The sequence below is a fragment of the Leptolyngbya sp. BL0902 genome, from assembly GCF_016403105.1.
Classification (GTDB): Bacteria; Cyanobacteriota; Cyanobacteriia; order Phormidesmidales; family Phormidesmidaceae; genus Nodosilinea.
Genome location: NZ_CP046155.1, coordinates 1,390,320 through 1,407,214, shown reverse-complemented (window position 1 = coordinate 1,407,214; position 16,895 = coordinate 1,390,320). Strand labels below are relative to the sequence as shown.

Genomic DNA, 16,895 nt, shown 5'->3' with positions numbered 1-16,895 from the left:
AGCACCCCAGCCCCGCCCAAAATTTTCCAATTAATTACGATGATTATTGGCAAAACTAATGCGGGTTCCGGCCCAGTTGAGCTTATTTCGCAGGGTGCCGTAGTAGGAATAGTCTTGGCGCAGGATGATGAACTGGGCCATGTCGCTGGCCATCCGCACATCCACCCGCTGACCGGGCCAAATGGCGGTGCCTAGAACACCGTCCGTCCACAGCTTCGTACTGAGGTCAGGATCCGCCAAGGGCCACACGCTGACGACGGAACCCGGCGGCAGCACAATCGGACGGCTAGAGAGGCTGAGGGGACAGATGGGCGTCACCACCAGGGCATCCATGCCGGGGTGAATAATTGGCCCCCCAGCGGCAACGGTGTAGCCCGTGGAGCCTGTGGGGGTGCTAATCAGCAGGCCGTCACCCTGGTATTGATCCACCACCTCGCCGTCGATCTCCATTTCCAGGATGGAGGTGATCATGCGGTCGGAGGCGGCGGGTTTGACGGCCATTTCGTTCAGGGCCAAGAAGCGATCACTCATGGGCTCTAAGTTGGTACGGTTGCCCTCAAAAATTTGGGCCTGAAGCATCATTCGCCGCTGCACCGCAAACCGATCCTCCAAAAGCCGCTGCCAGACGGCCTCGGTGTCGTCCATTTGCTCGGAGGTTTCGGTTAAAAAGCCCAGGTGTCCGCCAATGTTGACCGCCAGGATCGGGATATGTTCGGCAGCTAAATTTCGGGCGGCAGTCAGGGCGGTGCCATCTCCCCCAAACACAATCGCCAGGTCGATGGGCTGGCTGACGGAGGCCAAAAATACCGGGTAAGGGTTATCCTTGGGGCCGCTGGGGCCGCGCAACACCTTACTACCCAAAGCTTCTAGCTCACGGGCGCACTTCTCCGCCCATTGCTGGCTGAGGCGATTGCCCGCCTTATGCACAATGATGACCTGGTTCAGTTGCACGGCAGTTGGCCTACCCTGGCCCAAAAACTACCCCATCTTAAACGCAAAAATGGCGGGAATCCGGTCATCCCCGCCACCTGATTGAAGGATTAGGTCTTTTACCACTTCAGGAGGTTGAACTGCTCCATGTCTACGGTGTCGCGGTTGCGGTAGATGGAGAGTACAATGGCCAAACCCACGGCGGCTTCGGCAGCGGCGATGCTGATCACAAACACCGCAAAGACCTGACCGTTAATACCCACCGGATCCAAATAGTTGGAAAAAGCCATCAGGTTGAGGTTGACCGCATTCAGCATCAGCTCGATGGACATCAAAACGCGGATGACGTTACGGCTGGTGACTAGGCCATAGACCCCAATACAAAATAGGGCGGCGGCGGTGAGGAGAAAATACTCAAGTTGCATAGCTCAGCGGAGAAGAATGACGTTCTGAAGTCGATAGGGAGGTGCCACGGTAGGGTGGGCATTGCCCATCCTACGCCTAAAGGTCTGAATCACCCACAGGGGCCGAAGACACCAGTTCGCGGGGGCGCTCTGGCAGTTGCAGGGCTTCGGTTTCCGGTTCGCCCGGTTCGGTGTCGGGGATGAGTTCCCGACGGGCCAGCACAATCGCCCCAATCAGCGCCATCAGCAGCAATACCGAGGCGAGCTCGAAGGGCAGCAGGTAGTCGGTGAAGAAGTGCTTGCCGATTTCGACGATGGCCTGTTCACCAATGGGAGTTTCGCTGGAAATCGCCCAGGGGGTATTGATTACGGAGACCGTCAGCAGGGCGAACAACCCGGCGCAGACGCCCCCGGTGGCGACTTTGCTGATCCAGGCTTGGCTGACCGGGGCAAAGGGCTGGCGCTTGTTCACCAGCATGATCCCAAACAGGATCAGCACGTTGACGGCCCCGACGTAGACCAAAATTTGAGCCGCTGCCACAAAGCCCGCATTCAGCAGGATATACATCCCGGCCATGCTGATGAACACGCCCCCCAGCAAAAAGGCCGAGTACACAATATTTTCGAGCAGCACTACCCCAAGGGCGCTACCCAACACCATCAACACCAGGATGCCAAAGGCAACCAGTTGAACCCCTTCTGCTAGCGTCACGAGTCCTATACTCCTAGAAAACAGCGATCAGGTTAGCCCCGTGGAGCCTCCCCGCTATTCAACCATACCGAAGACCCAGCCACCTAGGCTTTAGTCTCTGACCCAGTGGATTCCTCCAAAATTTCCTGGGGCAGTTTGCCCGCCCGCCGCGAGTTGGGGGGCAGATCGTGGGGCTCCATCACGCCCTTGGGCAGGTAGGCCAGTTCCCGCAGGGGCGTCACCATGGGATCTTGCGTCACCTTGTAGGGCAAACGACCGAGGGCCACGTTGTCGTAGTTGAGTTCGTGGCGGTCGTAGGTGGCCATTTCGTATTCTTCGGTCATGGAGAGGCAGTTGGTGGGGCAATATTCCACACAGTTGCCGCAGAAAATACAGACCCCAAAGTCAATACTGTAGTGCTTGAGGGTTTTCTTTTTGGTGGCTTTGTCAAAGTCCCAATCCACCACGGGCAGGTTGATGGGGCACACTCGCACACACACCTCGCAGGCGATGCACTTGTCAAACTCGAAGTGAATCCGGCCCCGGAAACGTTCAGAGGGGATCAGCTTTTCGTAGGGGTAATGCACCGTAATCGGACGACGGCTCATGTGGTCGAAGGTGACGGACAACCCCTGGCCAATGTATTTTGCGGCCTGAAAGCTTTCCTTTGCGTAATCGCCAACTTGTTTGAGAAACCCCAGCATGGGAAAACCTCCAGCGTTTGAACAGGTTTGAGCAATGGAGCAATGAGCGTCTTAGCGGCCTGGGTGAAAGCCAGTCCCAGGATGACACCCAAGGATTAACCTTGGTGACGACCTGGGTTGTAAGGATGGCTTTCCTGACCTCAACCTAGCCACCAAAGGCCACGGGGAAGGCCAGCTTTAGCCCCGCCGTTAGCAGCAGGTTCACCAGAGACACGGGCAGCAGGAACTTCCAGCCGAAATCCAGCAGTTGGTCAATCCGCACCCGGGGCACCGTCCAGCGTAGCAGAATGGCCAAAAAGACCAGGGCGTAGGCTTTGAACAGGGTCATCATGATGCCGAGGGAGGCGGCGATCACCTGGAACCAGGGGGTGGTTTCGCTGACGCCAATCAGGTTGGCAATCCAGCTTACGGACACCGGAAATTCCCAGCCGCCCAGGTAGAGGATGGACACAATCAGCGCCGACAGCACCAGGTTGACGTAGGAACCGACGTAGAACAGACCGAACTTCATCCCGGTGTACTCGGTTTGGTATCCGGCAACGAGTTCTTCTTCGGCCTCTGGCAAGTCAAAGGGTAGACGTTCGCATTCCGCCAGGGCGGCAATCCAGAAAATTAGGAAGCCAGCGGGTTGCCGCCACACATTCCAGCCGAGGATGCCGTAGCCGGACTGCTGGTTGACAATGTCGATGGTACTGAGGCTGTTGGACATCAAGACCACCGCCAGCACCGCTAGGGCCATGGGAATTTCGTAGCTGATGGATTGAGCCGCTGCCCGCAGCCCCCCCAGCAGAGAATATTTGTTGTTGGAGGAATACCCCGCCATCAGCAGGCCAATGGGGGCGATGCTGGAGAGGGCAATCCAGAGAAAAATACCGACGCCAATGTCGGTAATCACCATGTTTTGGCCAAAGGGCACAATCAGGTAGGACAGAAAGACCGGAATCACCACGATGGCGGGGCCAAGGGTGAACAGAATTGGGTCGGCCTTGGCGGGGGTGATGTCTTCTTTGAACAGCAGCTTAATCCCGTCGGCAGCGGCTTGGAGGGTGCCCAGCGGCCCCACGTATTCCGGGCCAATCCGCTGTTGGGCGGCGGCGGAAATTTTCCGCTCTAGCCACACCGTCACGAAGATACTGACGGTGGCCCCCACCAAAATCACCACCATGGGCAACGGCAGCCACAGCGCCTTGGCCGCTCCACTGGGCAACCCCAGTTCCGTAAGCAGCCTGACAAAACTGCCTTGCAGGTCAATTCCTTGGTTCATACTTCGCCCTTTGCCGCGTCATCCTTCACCATAACCCAAGTCGGTCAACTGTTGAATTAGGTCTGATTTCCTAACGATTTTACCTGCTCAGCCCCGCAAGCCGCCCCCTTCGCCCCCATGACTTTTCCCAATCTCGGCGATAGGAATTTAGGATAGGCGGGAGGGTGTTCAGCCTTAAGCAGCGCCATGGACAGCCGTGGCCCGGTCAGCCCTGCCTCTAGCGCCTCGATGGAGCCTCAACCATGTCCTTCAAAGATAGTGTGCAGCATTTCAAAACCCTGGTGGTGTCGTTCCATCCGGTGATTGTGATTGAAACGGTGGAGGAGGAGCGGGTGCAAACGCTGATGCAAAAAGCCTGCTCGGATATGCAGATGCCTATCTTTGAGTGGAGCATTGCCCAGGGGTTGATGCGATCCCCCGAAAGCCCTGATAACCGTTGGCAAAATGAGTATGCGCCCCCAGGGGCCAAGCGAGGGCAGGCACTCCCCAAAACCGCCGAACCCATCGACATGCTGCGCCACATCCAGGACATGAGCTTCAAGGCCATTTTTTGGCTGAAGGACTTTGCCCCCCACCTGAAGGATGCCGTGGTGGCACGTCAGTTTCGGGAAGTGGTGCAGCAGTTTTCCCTCAACCGATCCACGATTGTGATCAGCGGCAGCGGGGTAGCTTTGCCGACCGAACTGTCCCAGGATGCCGTTTACTTAGACATCAAGTTGCCGGGGCCGATGGAACTTCAAGATGCGGTGTCTAAGGTTGTGCGGTCGCTCCAGGGTAGTAGAGTCAAGCTTGAGCTGACCCCAGAGGATGTTCACGCCTTAGTCAAGGCACTCCAGGGGATGACTCTCAGCCAAACGCGCAAGGTGGTGTCCTACGCAGCTCTCCATGACGGAACCCTCAATGGCGAGGACATCAAGCGGATTCTAGACCGCAAGGCCCGCGCCATCCACGAAGAGGGATTGCTAGATTATTTCCCGTCGGAAACCAACGCGGCGGAACTGGGCGGTTTTGAGGGACTGAAACGCTGGCTGGCCTACGCCCGCGTGGGCTTTACGCCCCAGGCCCGTAAGTTTAACCTGCCTGCCCCCAAGGGCATTTTGATTGTGGGCATCCAAGGTTGCGGCAAGTCCCTTGCGGCCAAAACCATTGCCCGTCAGTGGAATTTACCCCTGCTGAAGCTGGATGCGGGGCGGCTGTACGACAAATACGTGGGTGAGTCGGACAAAAACTTTCGGCGGGCGGTGGTGCTGGCCGAAACCATGGCCCCCTGCATTCTGTGGATTGACGAAATTGAAAAGAGCATGGGCCAAAGCAGCAGCGATGCCGATGGGGGCCTCAGTCGGCGGCTATTTGGCTATTTTTTGACATGGCTGCAAGAAAAATCCCAGGAAATTTTTGTGGTGGCCACCGCCAACGATCTCTCGGCCATTCCGCCGGAACTGCTGCGTAAGGGCCGTTTCGACGAAATTTTCTTTGTTGATCTACCCGATGCCGACGAGCGAGAGAATATCCTCAAAATTCACCTCAACCGCCGCAACCAGGGGCTAGCGGCCTACGATATCCCTACCCTAGTGGCCGTCACCGAGGGCTTCAGTGGGGCCGAAATTGAACAGGCCATCATCACCGCCCACTACCGCGCCCTCTACGAAAATCGTTCGGCGGATACGGCCCTGATTATTGAGCAAATTAAGCGCACGGTGCCCCTCTCCGTCACTCGCCGGGAAGACATCGACCGCCTCCGCGCCCTAGCTAAGGAGCGCTTTGTCTCAGCTCGTTAAATGGGTCGAAGAACTGGGGGCCATGGGATGTCGCCTAGGAAGTCCTAGGGGAACCGGGGCTGGCCCCAAGACTTCCTTATCATGGCGCTGGGCTGGGTTTACTGGCCCAGCCCCCTTGGCCTATGGAGGTGCGCTGAAACACAAATAGGTTGCCCGTTGCGCCGCGTCCAATGCGGAGGTCGTCGTCTAGGTAGGAGGTAATCCAGAGGGCTTCGCGGCGGAGGGCATCAAAAATGGGCAGGGTGAGTTTGGGCAGATGGAGCCCGGTAACACCAAGGAGGCGGGTGGGTTGTAGGCTAAAGGAACCAAAGCTAACGCTGGCGCTTTCGGCTTCTTCGTAGGGTTGCCAAACTCCTTGGGCAATGGCCGTTAGCTCCCCAATCACCGGGAGGCTGACCACAGCTCCATTCTCGGTGACGATGGGGACACTGGGCTGGGCAGACGGAGCCAGACGCTGCCAGACGCGGCGAAGACCCACGGGCCACAGGGGCAAGCGGCGGGTAACAACGGTGCCCTGGGACGCGTAGATCAAATCCCAGGTGCCCAGCAGGGTGGGCCAGTGGTCGGCCTGGAGCGGCTGGGCAATGGGGGTGATGGCCTCAAGGTCGTGGATGAGTTGGTCAATATCGGGGTGGCTGGCGGGCAGCAGGGCCTCAGCCAGATTCAGATGGCCAATGCGTTCAAGGAGTTGGGCCTTGAGGGTAGGGCGCAGGGAAGAGGAAGCCGTCATCGATAAAGCTAGAAACAAGACAGTTAGGAAAAAGCGCGAGATTAACTAGAAAGCTGGGCTTTTGGGCTGGACGGTGACTTGGGTCATCGGTGACTGGGGTCATCTGGGTTTTTGGCCAGGGCTATCGGGCGAGACAACCCGATCAGCCAATCAGTAAATCCTCTTCGGGATATTGAAGGGCCGTGGGCTTGGGATCGCCCAGCAAGGCGGCCATAAATAGCAGAATGCCCACTCGTCCCAAATACATCGTGATAATGATGACGTATTTGCCCACGTCGGAGAGATTCGCCGTAATGCCCGTACTCAGGCCCACGGTGGCAAAGGCTGACACCGACTCAAACAGCACATCAATGAAGTTGAGGCTGGGATTGCTGATAGAGACTAGGGTGGTTGCCGTCAGCACGGCCAACCCCGACCCCATGACCACCGCAATGGCCTTTAGCACCCGACTGGGGGGAATCTGCCGCCGATAGCTGAGCACATCTTCCTTGCCCTGCAAGACCATACGCGTGCAGGCCAGCAGAATGCGAAGGGTGGTCGTTTTAATGCCGCCCCCCGTACTGCCCGGACTAGCCCCCACAAACATCAGGGCGATCATAATAAACAGGGATGCCTCGCCCATGGCCCCAATGTCGATGCTGTTAAAGCCAGCAGTGCGGGCAATCACCGACTGAAACCAGGCCATCAGCAACTTTTGATGGGGCGTATAGTCGCCTAGGGTGGCGGGGTTGTTGAACTCAATGAGTAAAAAGGCGACGGTGCCGATGGCTAGCAGAGCGACCGTGGTGCTGGTAACAATCTTAAAGTTCAGGGAAAAGGTTGTGCGCCGCTGGTCTCCTCGAAACTGGTGCCGCGCCCACAAATACAGTTCCATAATCACCTGGTAGCCAATGCCGCCCACAATCACCAACCCCGTGATTACTAGGTTCACCCACGGATTGAGGGCATAGCCAACGATGCTGTCAGAAAACAGGCTGAAGCCCGCATTATTAAAGGCGCTGATGCTGTGAAAAATCGACAGCCACAGCCCCCGGCCCCCGCCAAACTCCTGCTGAAAAGTCGGGTAGAGGCAGAAGATACCCGTGAGTTCAAAGATCAGGGTCATGGTGATGATAGAGACAATCAGTGAGCTTCCCCCGGCGAGTTCACTGTTATCCATGGATTGCTGAATGGCCAACCGATCCTTGAGCTTGAGTCGCCGCCCCAGCAGCAGCATCAGGAAACTGTTGGCCGTCATATAGCCTAGGCCCCCAACTTGAATCAGCATCAAAATGATGCCCTGCCCCAGGGGCGAAAAGTGGGAACCCGTATCGACCACAATCAGCCCGGTGACGCAGACCGCTGAGGTGGCGGTAAACAGTGCTACGAGGGGATTGCCCCAACTGCCATTGGCATTGGCCCAGGGCAGCAACAGCAGCAGGGTTCCCACCGAAATAAAGACTAGGAAACCGAGGCAAATGGTTCGAGATACGGTCATGGCCTTCATTACAACCCACGGCATCCTTCAATGGTTCCATGAGTTGGCCCCCTCGCCCTGCCCAATTTTCAAATCGGTGGGGCCCACCTCAATCAGCCATCTGGGAAAAGCAGTGGCATAATCAAAGCGATTTAGGGTAAAACGCCCGTTGGGGTTTCCCTTGGGCTCAACCCATCTGAGCTGAAGATGTTTCGGTTGCCCCTGTTCCCTATCCAGGCTGACTGCGTCATGAAATTATGGCTGCTCTGTTTTGTGTTACTCTTCGCCGCGGCCCAGGGGTTGCACAGCGTCAGTGGTGGGCTGAGTCTGAGTTCAGCGAGTATGGGGCATCCCTTGGTGGTGCTGGCCGGAATCGGGCTGGCGATCATGTCTAATGCCAAGGCCCTAGGGCTAGGGGCAGGTCGATCTACCGCTGCATCCCAGACTCCACCTGCATCCCAGGCTGCACCCTCGCCTATATCCATGACGACAACGCCTACCCCGCCGCTGTCCCCCACGCCTACCCCACCGCCAGTTCCAACGAACGCGGCCAATGCCAAGCCCTTCTCTAAGATCCGATCTAAGGCCAGTTCGCTTCCCAAGCCCTGGCCCCAAGCCCGACCTACAACAGCCCCTCCCAAGACCCACTCGATTTCCTTTGACCTGCGCCAACCGAAGTAGCCTAGCGCCCTTGGATCATCCCCCTGGGGGAAAAGCACGCTCCCCCCAGGAACCTAGGGCGTTGGAGTAGTCACGTCGCTGGGGGGAATGCCCTCTAAGACCACCAAGGACTCGCTAACGGCCTTCACCAGAGGGGCGGCGGTGGTGCCACCGTAGGCATCGGCCCCCTTGGGCTCGTCGAGGATGGCCATGACCACATAGCGCGGATTTTCAATGGGCAACACCCCCACAAAGCTCGTGATGCGGCCTGGGCCATAGCCGCCGCTGGGCAGGGCCTTCTGGGCGGTGCCCGTCTTGCCACCCACCCGATAGCCCGGAATTTGGGCCGCTCGCCCCGTACCCGTGTCTACCACCGCCTCTAGCATGGGCATCAGGGCTTGGGTGGTGCGCTCCGAAAACACCCGCCGGACGGGGGGGCGCTGGGGTTCCCAAAGCAGGGTGCCCTCACTGTCCTTGAGGCCGCTCACCACATGGGGAATCACCAATCGGCCACCGTTGGAAATGGCCGCCTGAAGCTGCATCATCTTAATCGGCGTCATGGAAAAGCCCTGGCCAAAGGAGGTCGTGGCAGGCTCAACGCGGCTGCGGATAAACTGTTCGCGATCCTTCATCTGACCCACGGCTTCGTTGGGCAGGTCAATGCCGGAGGGCTGATCCATCCCCAATTTTTCCAGCCATTGGAAGTAGTCCTCCGGCGTGAGCTTTTGCATGATGCGGATCATGCCCACGTTGCTGGAATATTTCATCACATCGGTGATGGAAATCGCCCCGCGTCCGCCCGTCACGGCAAAATCGCTGTTGCGAATCGTCCAGCGGCCAAACTGAATCTGGCCGCTGTCGTTGACCAGTTCATCGGGCTGAAGCACCCCAGCTTCGAGGGCAATGGCCACATTGATGGGCTTGAAGGTAGAACCGGGCTCGTAGAGATCGCTGATGGCCCAGTTGCGAAAGGCTCCCATGTTGGCGCGATAGTATTCGTTGGGGTTGTAGGTGGGAGCCACCGCCATGGCTAGCATCGCCCCTGTGTCCACATCCATCACCAGGATGGTGCCCCCCTTGGCCGACCGCTGGGCCACCATGTCCTCCAGGGCATTTTGGGCTACCCGCTGAAGTCGGCTATCGAGGGTGAGATGCAGGGTGGCTTTACCCGTTTGGCCCTGCACCAAAGCCAGAATGGGGTCGCTTTGGTCGCGTTCTGGCAGCAGTAAGTGCGATTCCTGGCCAATTTCGAGGCCCGCCTGGGCGGCACCGTCAAAATTCACAAACCCTATCACCGGGGCAAAGAGGTCTTCCTGGGGATAGAAGCGCTGCTGCTGGGGCACCAGTTCCAACCCGTTCAGCCGCAGTTGTCGGATGCGGTCGGCGGTTTCGGCGGTGAGGCCATTCATTACCCGAATGCCTGTGGGTTGGGTGCCCCACTGGGCCAACAATTCAGCGGCAGGCTTTTCGAGGAGGGGGCTGAGGGCTTCGGCCACGGTGGCCGAAGGCTGATTAAAGAGCTTGGGGTGGCTGTAGAGGGTAAAGACCATCCGATCCATCGCCAGCAGGTTGCCCTGACGATCCACGATGGGATAGCGCAGGGGCTGGGGCTGGCTGGGGCGCACCCGCTGCTGAGCCGCCATCTGACCGAGGCTTTCCCCCTGCCGCAATTGAAGCCAAGCCATCCGCCCGACCAGTAGAGCCACCATAATCATTAACGCCGCCCACACCATCACTAGACGCGGGGTGCTGGGGGCGGTCGTCACCCTAGGCCGCTGCCGCGTTGATGACCGCGCCCTGGCCAAGCGCTGCCGTGGAGACTGGGAACGCGGACGGCGAGGGCGACGGGGACGGGTGGGCGAGGAATAGGAACTAGCCATAGCAAAACGGTGGGGCAAGGGGTCTAGCGGCCAGGGCGAGGAGTAGGGTTAGGCCAAGGGCCTGTCGGTATCTCCCTTTCTCGATCCCCTCAATGTACGTGAACGGTACACCCTAAAGCAGAGTAGCGCAGCAACGAAGTAGCGGATTAGTAGCCTAGGGGGCGGTGAGTTTGCAAGGGTGGGGTATCCAGAGAATCTTCAACAACGACGGCTGGCCGCTGGGGAGCCGGGTTGAGGAAAATGACCTGGTCAGGCGTGGGGGGCAAAAGTCCGGCTTCCGGCTGCTCGGCCTGTTGGGCCATGTGGCGCGTGAGGGTCGCATTGGCGGTAATAATTTGCTGCTCACTGCGTTGGAGCTGGCTGAGTTGTCTGCTGGCCTGCCCTAGCTGCCGATCTAGGTATACCGAGGTGCCGTATCCCACTAGGGTTAGCCCCACCAAAGACAGCGCCAGCGCCGAGGAGACGGTGTGGACGTGGCCCATCGCCCGCTGCAAAGGGCTAGGGCGCGTGGCCACGGGGAGAGATGGCACGGAACCAGCCTTGAGAGGGCGCAACACCCCCGTCGTAGACATTGTTCGGGTGTGGGATCCCGAGGACGGAAGGGGCCGAGGAACGTAGGACTTCAGCGCGGCAGACATAGATAACCCACACCACAGGAAAGAACTGAGGCTAGGATACTGCATTCTTTCCAAACTGAGTCATCCTCCCCCAAAAACCTCCATCTCCCCAGAATCCCCCAGGGGAGCGCCCAACCCTGAAACTTCCAGGCTGGGTGCGTTCCGTCGTCCGCTGTTGCTGGGTCATCCGGCCCCACCAGGAGATCTGGGACTGGGGTTCTGGGACTGGGGTTCTGGGACTGGGCTACCCCTGCCCCAAAGATCCCCATCGCCCACCCTCAAAAAATTACCCGCATCCAAGACTTTGGACACGGGTAATGCTAGAGATCGCGCTTAATGGTGCCTTAACTCGACCAGGGGGCATCCACGTCCGACCCTGGTGACGGCCTACAGCTTAGTGCCGCACTGGGAGCAGAAATGGCTGCCCGGGGTATTTTCATGGCCGCACTGACCGCAGGCAGGAGTTGCAACGGCTTCCGAGGCTACCTCCGGCAGGCCCAGCATTTGGTGGTTGCTCTTGCCGGGAGCCACCATGGGATAGCAGTTTTCGTCGCGGCGCACGTGAATATCCATCAGCACCGGGCCGTCATGGGCCAGCATGGTAGCCACAGCGTCGCTCAGTTGGTCGCGGTCGTGGACGACGATGCCTTTGATGCCGTAGGCGCGGGCTAGCAGTTCAAAGTCGGGCATTCCCACTTCCATATTAGAGGAGGAGTAGCGCTCACCGTGGAAGGCTTGCTGCCACTGACGCACCATCCCCTGCCAGCCGTTGTTGATAATCACGGTTTTCACCGGAATGTGGTACTGCGCCAGGGTGCCGAGTTCCTGGAGGTTCATCTGGAAGCTGGCATCGCCGCTGATGCAGATCACGGTTTCGTCAGGCAGCGCGACCTGAGCTCCCATGGCTGCGGGCATTCCAAAGCCCATGGTGCCAAGGCCCGCACTAGATACCCACTGGCGGGGGCCATTTTTGAGGAACTGAGCCGCCCACATTTGGTGCTGGCCCACGTCGGTGGTGTAGTAGGCGTGGGGGGCTTGGCGACAGAGTTCCGTAATCACTTCCTGGGGCGAGAGCACATCGGGGTAGGTGGGCACCACCAGGGGATAGTCGCGCCGCCAGCGGCTGATGCGTTCCCGCCAAGCTACGGTTTGATTGGGGGGCGGCAGTTGATTCTCCACCTCCAGCCGCTCCAATAGATTGACGAGTACCTGTTTGACGTCGCCCACAATCGGCACCTGGGGCGCACGGTTTTTGCCCACCTCAGCGGGGTCAATGTCAATGTGGATGACCTGGGCGCGGGAGGCAAATTCATCTAGTTTGCCCGTTACCCGGTCGTCAAACCGAGCCCCCACGGCAATCAGCAGGTCGCACTCGCTCACGGCAAAGTTGGCGTAGGCGGTGCCGTGCATTCCCAACATACCCACCGCCAGCGGGTGGTGCTCATCAAAGGCCCCCTTGCCCATCAGCGTTGTGGTGACGGGGATTTGGAAATACTCAGCCAAGCGGGCGATTTCGGCGTGGGCCCCAGCCGTAATGGCACCGCCCCCCACATAGAGCAGGGGCCGCTCGCTCTGGCGCAGCAGCCGAATGGCGTGGCTAATTTGGCGCGGGTTGCCCTTGATGGTGGGCTTATAGCCCGTGAGGTTGACCCGACCGGGCTCCACGGGAATATAGTCAAACTCCTCTAGGCCCACGTCTTTGGGAATGTCCACCAGCACGGGGCCAGGACGTCCGGTTTGGGCAATATAAAAGGCTTCAGCCACAAACTGGGCAATCTGCTGCGGCGTTCTGGCCACGTAGGAATGCTTCACAATGGGCAGGGTAATACCGTAGATATCGGTTTCTTGGAAGGCGTCGCTACCGATGGCGTGGCGTGGCACCTGGCCCGTGATCACCACCAGAGGAATGGAGTCCATCTGGGCCGTGGCGATCCCCGTCACCAGGTTGGTGGCCCCAGGCCCGGAGGTGCCAAAACAAACCCCCACCTGCCCCGTAGCACGGGCATAGCCGTCGGCGGCGTGGGCAGCCCCTTGCTCGTGGCGCACCAAAATGTGGGAAATGTCTCCAGCGGCCTCGGCCCGGTAGAGTTCGTCATAGATGGGCAGAATGGCCCCACCGGGATAGCCGAAAATATGCTTGACCCCGTGGCGTTTGAGGCTGTCAATGAGGGCAAAGGCCCCGGAAGCACGGCGAACAAGAACTTCACTTTGGGACGCAACAGGGGTAGTCATGGCGGCGACAAATCGGGGTGGTTGTAGAGGGATGACGCAAAAAGCAACTGGGCAACGACGGGCTGAACAATCTTTGGCCCAGACTGTGATTTAGGTAACAATTTATTTTGACAGTCCCCCAATTCTAGCAGCAGTGCCTAGGGTGTTTGCCCGATTGTCAACGGATCTTTAGTTGAGAAACTTGAATCCCTACTCCTCAGTGGACTCTATGGCCTGCCCTGATGGGGGACATGCCTTTCTGAAAAATATCCAACGGAATCCGGCCCCAGGAAAAAACTGGCCTATGCTAGACCCACATCGCCCTAGGCTCCCCGCTGTGCTCGCGAGGGCGGCAGATCAGCGGTCTAGCTATCCTATAACCGGGGTACTCTCCGCCTAACGGTGGTGACGTTTCCCAGCCCCCCAACCGTAAGGAGGCCGTTTGAGCTTGCATCAACCGCCTAAAATTGTCCGGCTCAACCTGCTGGATACCGACTATGCCAAAATTGTCGCCGGAGAACCCATCCCCGACGCCAAAAAACAGCGCCTTGCCCAGGAAAGCTACGATTTTGACAAACTGGGTCAGCACATTGCTCGGTATCGCCATGGCCACCTTGATCAACAGAGCCAAGATGACGTTCTTTGCACCATTGCCACTACCGCTGGGCTGTTTACCCTAGCCGACCTAGAGGATATTAACGACCGCCTGCGCCATACAGGTCGCTTCTACCTGACGCCTGGGGAACGACAGCAGGTTATCAACTGGCTCTTCGATGAATTGGGCATCGACCTGAGTTGGCCATCGGAGGAACAGCCCTAGGCGATGACCTAATCGGGGATCCAAACCTCTGGGCTGCCCGACACGCTGACGCCCCCGGTCTTGGAGAACCGAATCACCACAATTTGCGAATTGTCGCGGCCAATATCCAAATAGCCACTAGCCCAGCGATCTGACCGCACCACCCCCGTTACCTCCAGGCGATAGCCACCGGGCTGTAGGTGAACGGTATGGCGGCGGTTGAAGTTGTGGGGCTGATAAATTAGCCGTCCATCCAGATACACCGCTCCCCAGTCGGTACCTAGGGCGTCAAATTCCACGCGCACGCGGGTTGCGGGGGGCTGGGGCTGAGGGTAGGGCCAGGGATGGGGCCACGGGGTGGGGCGATGGATGATGATGACGCGGTGGGCTAGGGGCTGGTCTTGCGGATAGACGGGGGAGGCGGGGAGGGCAGGCAGCAGCCCTAGGCTAGCCACCAATCCTAGGCTTGGCCAACCAAGGCGATAGTCCATAGCGGTGCTCCTCAGGGATAGGGGGTGGTTGCGTAAACTGAGAAAGAAAGCCACGGGGAATAACCACACCAGGGGTTGACTCCCTTTCTCCTCAAACTTGACTAGAATTTAGGTAGCCATAACCCATCAGACTCGAACAATAGCCCCAAAGTTGCTCCGTTGGTGTGAGCCTTCTCCACCGATGGGATGTCCTTGGGGCCGTGGGTCTATGGCGATATCGAGTTGTAGAGGATACGGCTTTGAGTAATACCAGCAATTTCCGTGAGGCCATTCAAAAGGCCCAAGGCCAAGCCCTCGTTGGCCCCAATGTCATTAAAAACGCCCTCCCCTTCCTCGGCGGTGGCCTCATTCTGACCGCCCTGGGCTCCTTTGGCGGCCTCGGGGTGATGGCTAGCAGCCCCGCCATCTTCATGCCCACCTTTTGGGTGGCGCTGGTGGCGCAGATTGCGCTGTTCTTCGTGGCAAGCCGCGTTGCCGACCAAGAAAATAACAGCACCGCCCTGCCTTTGTTGGCCACCTATAGTCTGTTGACGGGCTATACCCTCAGCGGCCTAATCTACGTGGCCCTGGGCACCTCCGGTGTGGGCATGACCGGGATTGGTGCAGCGGCCCTAGCCTGTGGGGTGGTGTTCATCGCCGCTCGGCAAATTGGCTCCAACCTCTCCGAGGAAGATGGCCTTGCCCTCACCAAAACCATTGGCATCGGCGTGTTTGCCATTCTGCTGGCGGTGGTGGGGCAATTCATTTTTGCCATCCTGGGCGGCGGCATTCCCCAGTTTTTGGATATCGCCATCTCTGCCCTTGGGGTGTTGGTGTTTGTCGGTGCCTCTGTGGTGGATTTCTTCATCCTGCCCCGCACCTACAAAGATGAGCAATACCTCTCGGCGGCCCTGTCGATGTACCTCACCTATATCAACCTCTTTGTGTTCATCCTGCGCTTGCTGATTGCCATCAATCGCGACTAGGTGAACCCCAGGCGGCGGATTGCCCTATCCCCCAGTCCAACGCTTTAAGCGTTTTAACCCTTGCCCGTGGCTCTGCCAAAACAGTTTGTAACGAAATGGACACACGCCGCCATACACCGCCCTAAATCAGAGTAGTCTTATGCACATGCTGTGATTCAACCGTGAGAAGGAGAAAACTCCGATGGCTGCTGCGTTTCTACCCTCTATTCTGGTTCCTTTAGTGGGCATTGTGTTTCCCGCTGCGGCAATGGCCTTTTTGTTCCTTTACATTGAGCGTGAAGAAGCTTAAGGCTAGGCGAGCCCTAGGAGTCTACCGAGATCCCTAGGGCAAACAAGGCCCTTACCTTGGGGATGCGCTCGTCAAAAAATACAGACTAAGCCGTCCTCAGCTTGGGGACGGCTTTTTTATGCGCTAGCCCTGGGGCCTGTCATCCTAGGATCATCCATGGCAGGGCTCCGCTGTCCCTCGCTCAGACTACCGATTCTGCAAGAACGAAGCCCAGCTTTACAGCAGCGTCAAAAAAAATTAAAAAAAGGTGATCCGTTTTTGAGAACCTCCGGTACAATCTAACCGCATTGTCCGCTACGGCTTAGCACCGCTTGGTTAACCGGGGGTCTAGGATCGAAAGACAATTAGTCTAGAAAGTTACGGTCGTCGTCTAGGCAGGCATCCCAACTGGCGGAGAGGGCATCGGCCACCATCGCCTCTAGGGTAGCCGTGTTGACGGTGCGGGTCATGTGCTCCTTCATGGGGTCAGACAGGGGCACCAAGCGCAGCCGACGATTGTCTTGTACAAGGTCAAAGTGGCTTTTTGCCCCGTCGGTTTTACCCATTTCGAGGTAGTCGAAACTGTGAACGTTGATGTAAAGGGTGTGATTCGCAACGAGCGTGGCCTGTTGGGGGTCAGCAAAGACCTCCATGATCAAACCTTGGTCGGCGGAGAGCACAACGTCGTCTTCAAGGTGGCTGTAGCTCACTTGGCCGAGGTCTTGAAGCAACCTAAGCATATCGGCCTTGTTCACAACCATGCCCGTATCCACCAAGCAGGGCGCGAGGGTGCCTAGGTCTCTAACACGCTCGTGATTCATAGATTTCTAACCACGCTACGGCAATCCGTGGAGCAGGTTGAGCAGGCTTTGCTCCCGCAGCTCTACATCCACGATACTCGATAATTCTGGGAATGATCCGCCTTTTCTCGCGTTCCCTGTGGCTAGGGGATGGCCTAGGGAAGGCAAAGCCTCATCCTAGGGCAGATTTCGGTGCAATGCCCCTACTTACGCGATGGTGCCGAAAGATGGTGCCGAAATATTTTGT

At 58.2% G+C, this 16,895-nt stretch carries 17 protein-coding genes; 5 read left to right on the top strand and 12 right to left on the bottom strand.

Annotated features, from left to right (window positions below; genetic code table 11):
• Positions 1-30 precede the first annotated feature (30 nt).
• From GFS31_RS06375 to nuoH, 5 genes are all read right to left on the bottom strand, one after another.
• Complete coding sequence (locus GFS31_RS06375; protein ID WP_198807386.1) at positions 31-951, bottom strand: NAD(+) kinase; 921 nt, start codon at positions 949-951, stop codon at positions 31-33.
• Between the two features lie 98 nt (positions 952-1,049).
• A complete protein-coding gene (gene nuoK, locus GFS31_RS06370; protein WP_190494488.1) occupies positions 1,050-1,355 on the bottom strand; it encodes an NADH-quinone oxidoreductase subunit NuoK in 306 nt (101 codons plus the stop codon).
• Positions 1,356-1,431: 76 nt separating this feature from the next.
• Entirely contained in the window at positions 1,432-2,046 is a 615-nt protein-coding gene (locus GFS31_RS06365; RefSeq protein ID WP_198807385.1) for an NADH-quinone oxidoreductase subunit J, read from the bottom strand.
• An 83-nt stretch (positions 2,047-2,129) separates the two neighbouring features.
• Positions 2,130-2,726, bottom strand: a complete 597-nt coding sequence (ndhI, locus tag GFS31_RS06360; protein WP_225907652.1) for an NAD(P)H-quinone oxidoreductase subunit I — start codon at positions 2,724-2,726, stop codon at positions 2,130-2,132.
• Between the two features lie 148 nt (positions 2,727-2,874).
• Positions 2,875-3,993: an NADH-quinone oxidoreductase subunit NuoH gene (gene nuoH / locus GFS31_RS06355; protein WP_198807383.1), complete on the bottom strand. Its 1,119-nt coding sequence runs from the start codon at positions 3,991-3,993 to the stop codon at positions 2,875-2,877.
• Positions 3,994-4,235: 242 nt separating this feature from the next.
• On the opposite strand from nuoH, the gene GFS31_RS06350 reads away from it, so the two are divergent.
• Complete coding sequence (locus tag GFS31_RS06350) at positions 4,236-5,771, top strand: AAA family ATPase (RefSeq protein WP_198807382.1); 1,536 nt, start codon at positions 4,236-4,238, stop codon at positions 5,769-5,771.
• Between the two features lie 79 nt (positions 5,772-5,850).
• Here the strand turns inward: GFS31_RS06350 and GFS31_RS06345 are convergent, their stop codons facing one another.
• Entirely contained in the window at positions 5,851-6,501 is a 651-nt protein-coding gene (locus tag GFS31_RS06345; protein WP_198807381.1) for a PAP/fibrillin family protein, read from the bottom strand.
• Between the two features lie 142 nt (positions 6,502-6,643).
• Positions 6,644-7,978 (bottom strand): TrkH family potassium uptake protein, encoded by a 1,335-nt coding sequence (locus tag GFS31_RS06340; protein ID WP_198807380.1) that lies wholly within the window; start codon positions 7,976-7,978, stop codon positions 6,644-6,646.
• A gap of 228 nt (positions 7,979-8,206) precedes the next feature.
• Here GFS31_RS06340 and GFS31_RS06335 point away from each other — a divergent pair, with 228 nt between their 5' ends.
• Positions 8,207-8,638: a hypothetical protein gene (locus tag GFS31_RS06335; RefSeq protein WP_198807379.1), complete on the top strand. Its 432-nt coding sequence runs from the start codon at positions 8,207-8,209 to the stop codon at positions 8,636-8,638.
• Positions 8,639-8,691: 53 nt separating this feature from the next.
• Here GFS31_RS06335 and GFS31_RS06330 read toward each other — a convergent pair whose 3' ends face one another.
• The 3 genes from GFS31_RS06330 to ilvB form a co-directional block, all read right to left on the bottom strand.
• Positions 8,692-10,497: a peptidoglycan D,D-transpeptidase FtsI family protein gene (locus tag GFS31_RS06330; RefSeq protein WP_198807378.1), complete on the bottom strand. Its 1,806-nt coding sequence runs from the start codon at positions 10,495-10,497 to the stop codon at positions 8,692-8,694.
• Between the two features lie 146 nt (positions 10,498-10,643).
• A complete protein-coding gene (locus tag GFS31_RS06325) occupies positions 10,644-11,069 on the bottom strand; it encodes a hypothetical protein (RefSeq protein WP_198807377.1) in 426 nt (141 codons plus the stop codon).
• A 432-nt stretch (positions 11,070-11,501) separates the two neighbouring features.
• Positions 11,502-13,346 carry a biosynthetic-type acetolactate synthase large subunit gene (ilvB, locus tag GFS31_RS06320; protein WP_198807376.1) on the bottom strand — a complete coding sequence of 615 codons (1,845 nt, stop codon included), beginning with the start codon at positions 13,344-13,346 and terminating at the stop codon, positions 11,502-11,504.
• A 427-nt stretch (positions 13,347-13,773) separates the two neighbouring features.
• On the opposite strand from ilvB, the gene GFS31_RS06315 reads away from it, so the two are divergent.
• Positions 13,774-14,145 (top strand): hypothetical protein, encoded by a 372-nt coding sequence (locus tag GFS31_RS06315; RefSeq protein WP_198807375.1) that lies wholly within the window; start codon positions 13,774-13,776, stop codon positions 14,143-14,145.
• Between the two features lie 8 nt (positions 14,146-14,153).
• On the opposite strand, the gene GFS31_RS06310 is transcribed toward GFS31_RS06315, so the two are convergent.
• A complete protein-coding gene (locus GFS31_RS06310; protein ID WP_198807374.1) occupies positions 14,154-14,615 on the bottom strand; it encodes a hypothetical protein in 462 nt (153 codons plus the stop codon).
• A gap of 239 nt (positions 14,616-14,854) precedes the next feature.
• On the opposite strand from GFS31_RS06310, the gene GFS31_RS06305 reads away from it, so the two are divergent.
• Both GFS31_RS06305 and psaI read left to right on the top strand, forming a co-directional pair.
• Positions 14,855-15,580 carry a Bax inhibitor-1 family protein gene (locus GFS31_RS06305; RefSeq protein WP_198807373.1) on the top strand — a complete coding sequence of 242 codons (726 nt, stop codon included), beginning with the start codon at positions 14,855-14,857 and terminating at the stop codon, positions 15,578-15,580.
• A gap of 181 nt (positions 15,581-15,761) precedes the next feature.
• The gene (psaI, locus tag GFS31_RS06300; protein WP_190499471.1) at positions 15,762-15,869 is read left to right on the top strand and encodes a photosystem I reaction center subunit VIII; all 108 of its coding nucleotides are present in this window, start codon (positions 15,762-15,764) and stop codon (positions 15,867-15,869) included.
• Between the two features lie 344 nt (positions 15,870-16,213).
• On the opposite strand, the gene GFS31_RS06295 is transcribed toward psaI, so the two are convergent.
• On the bottom strand, positions 16,214-16,669 hold the full coding sequence (locus GFS31_RS06295) for a hypothetical protein (RefSeq protein ID WP_198807372.1): 456 nt from the start codon (positions 16,667-16,669) through the stop codon (positions 16,214-16,216).
• Positions 16,670-16,895 lie beyond the last annotated feature (226 nt).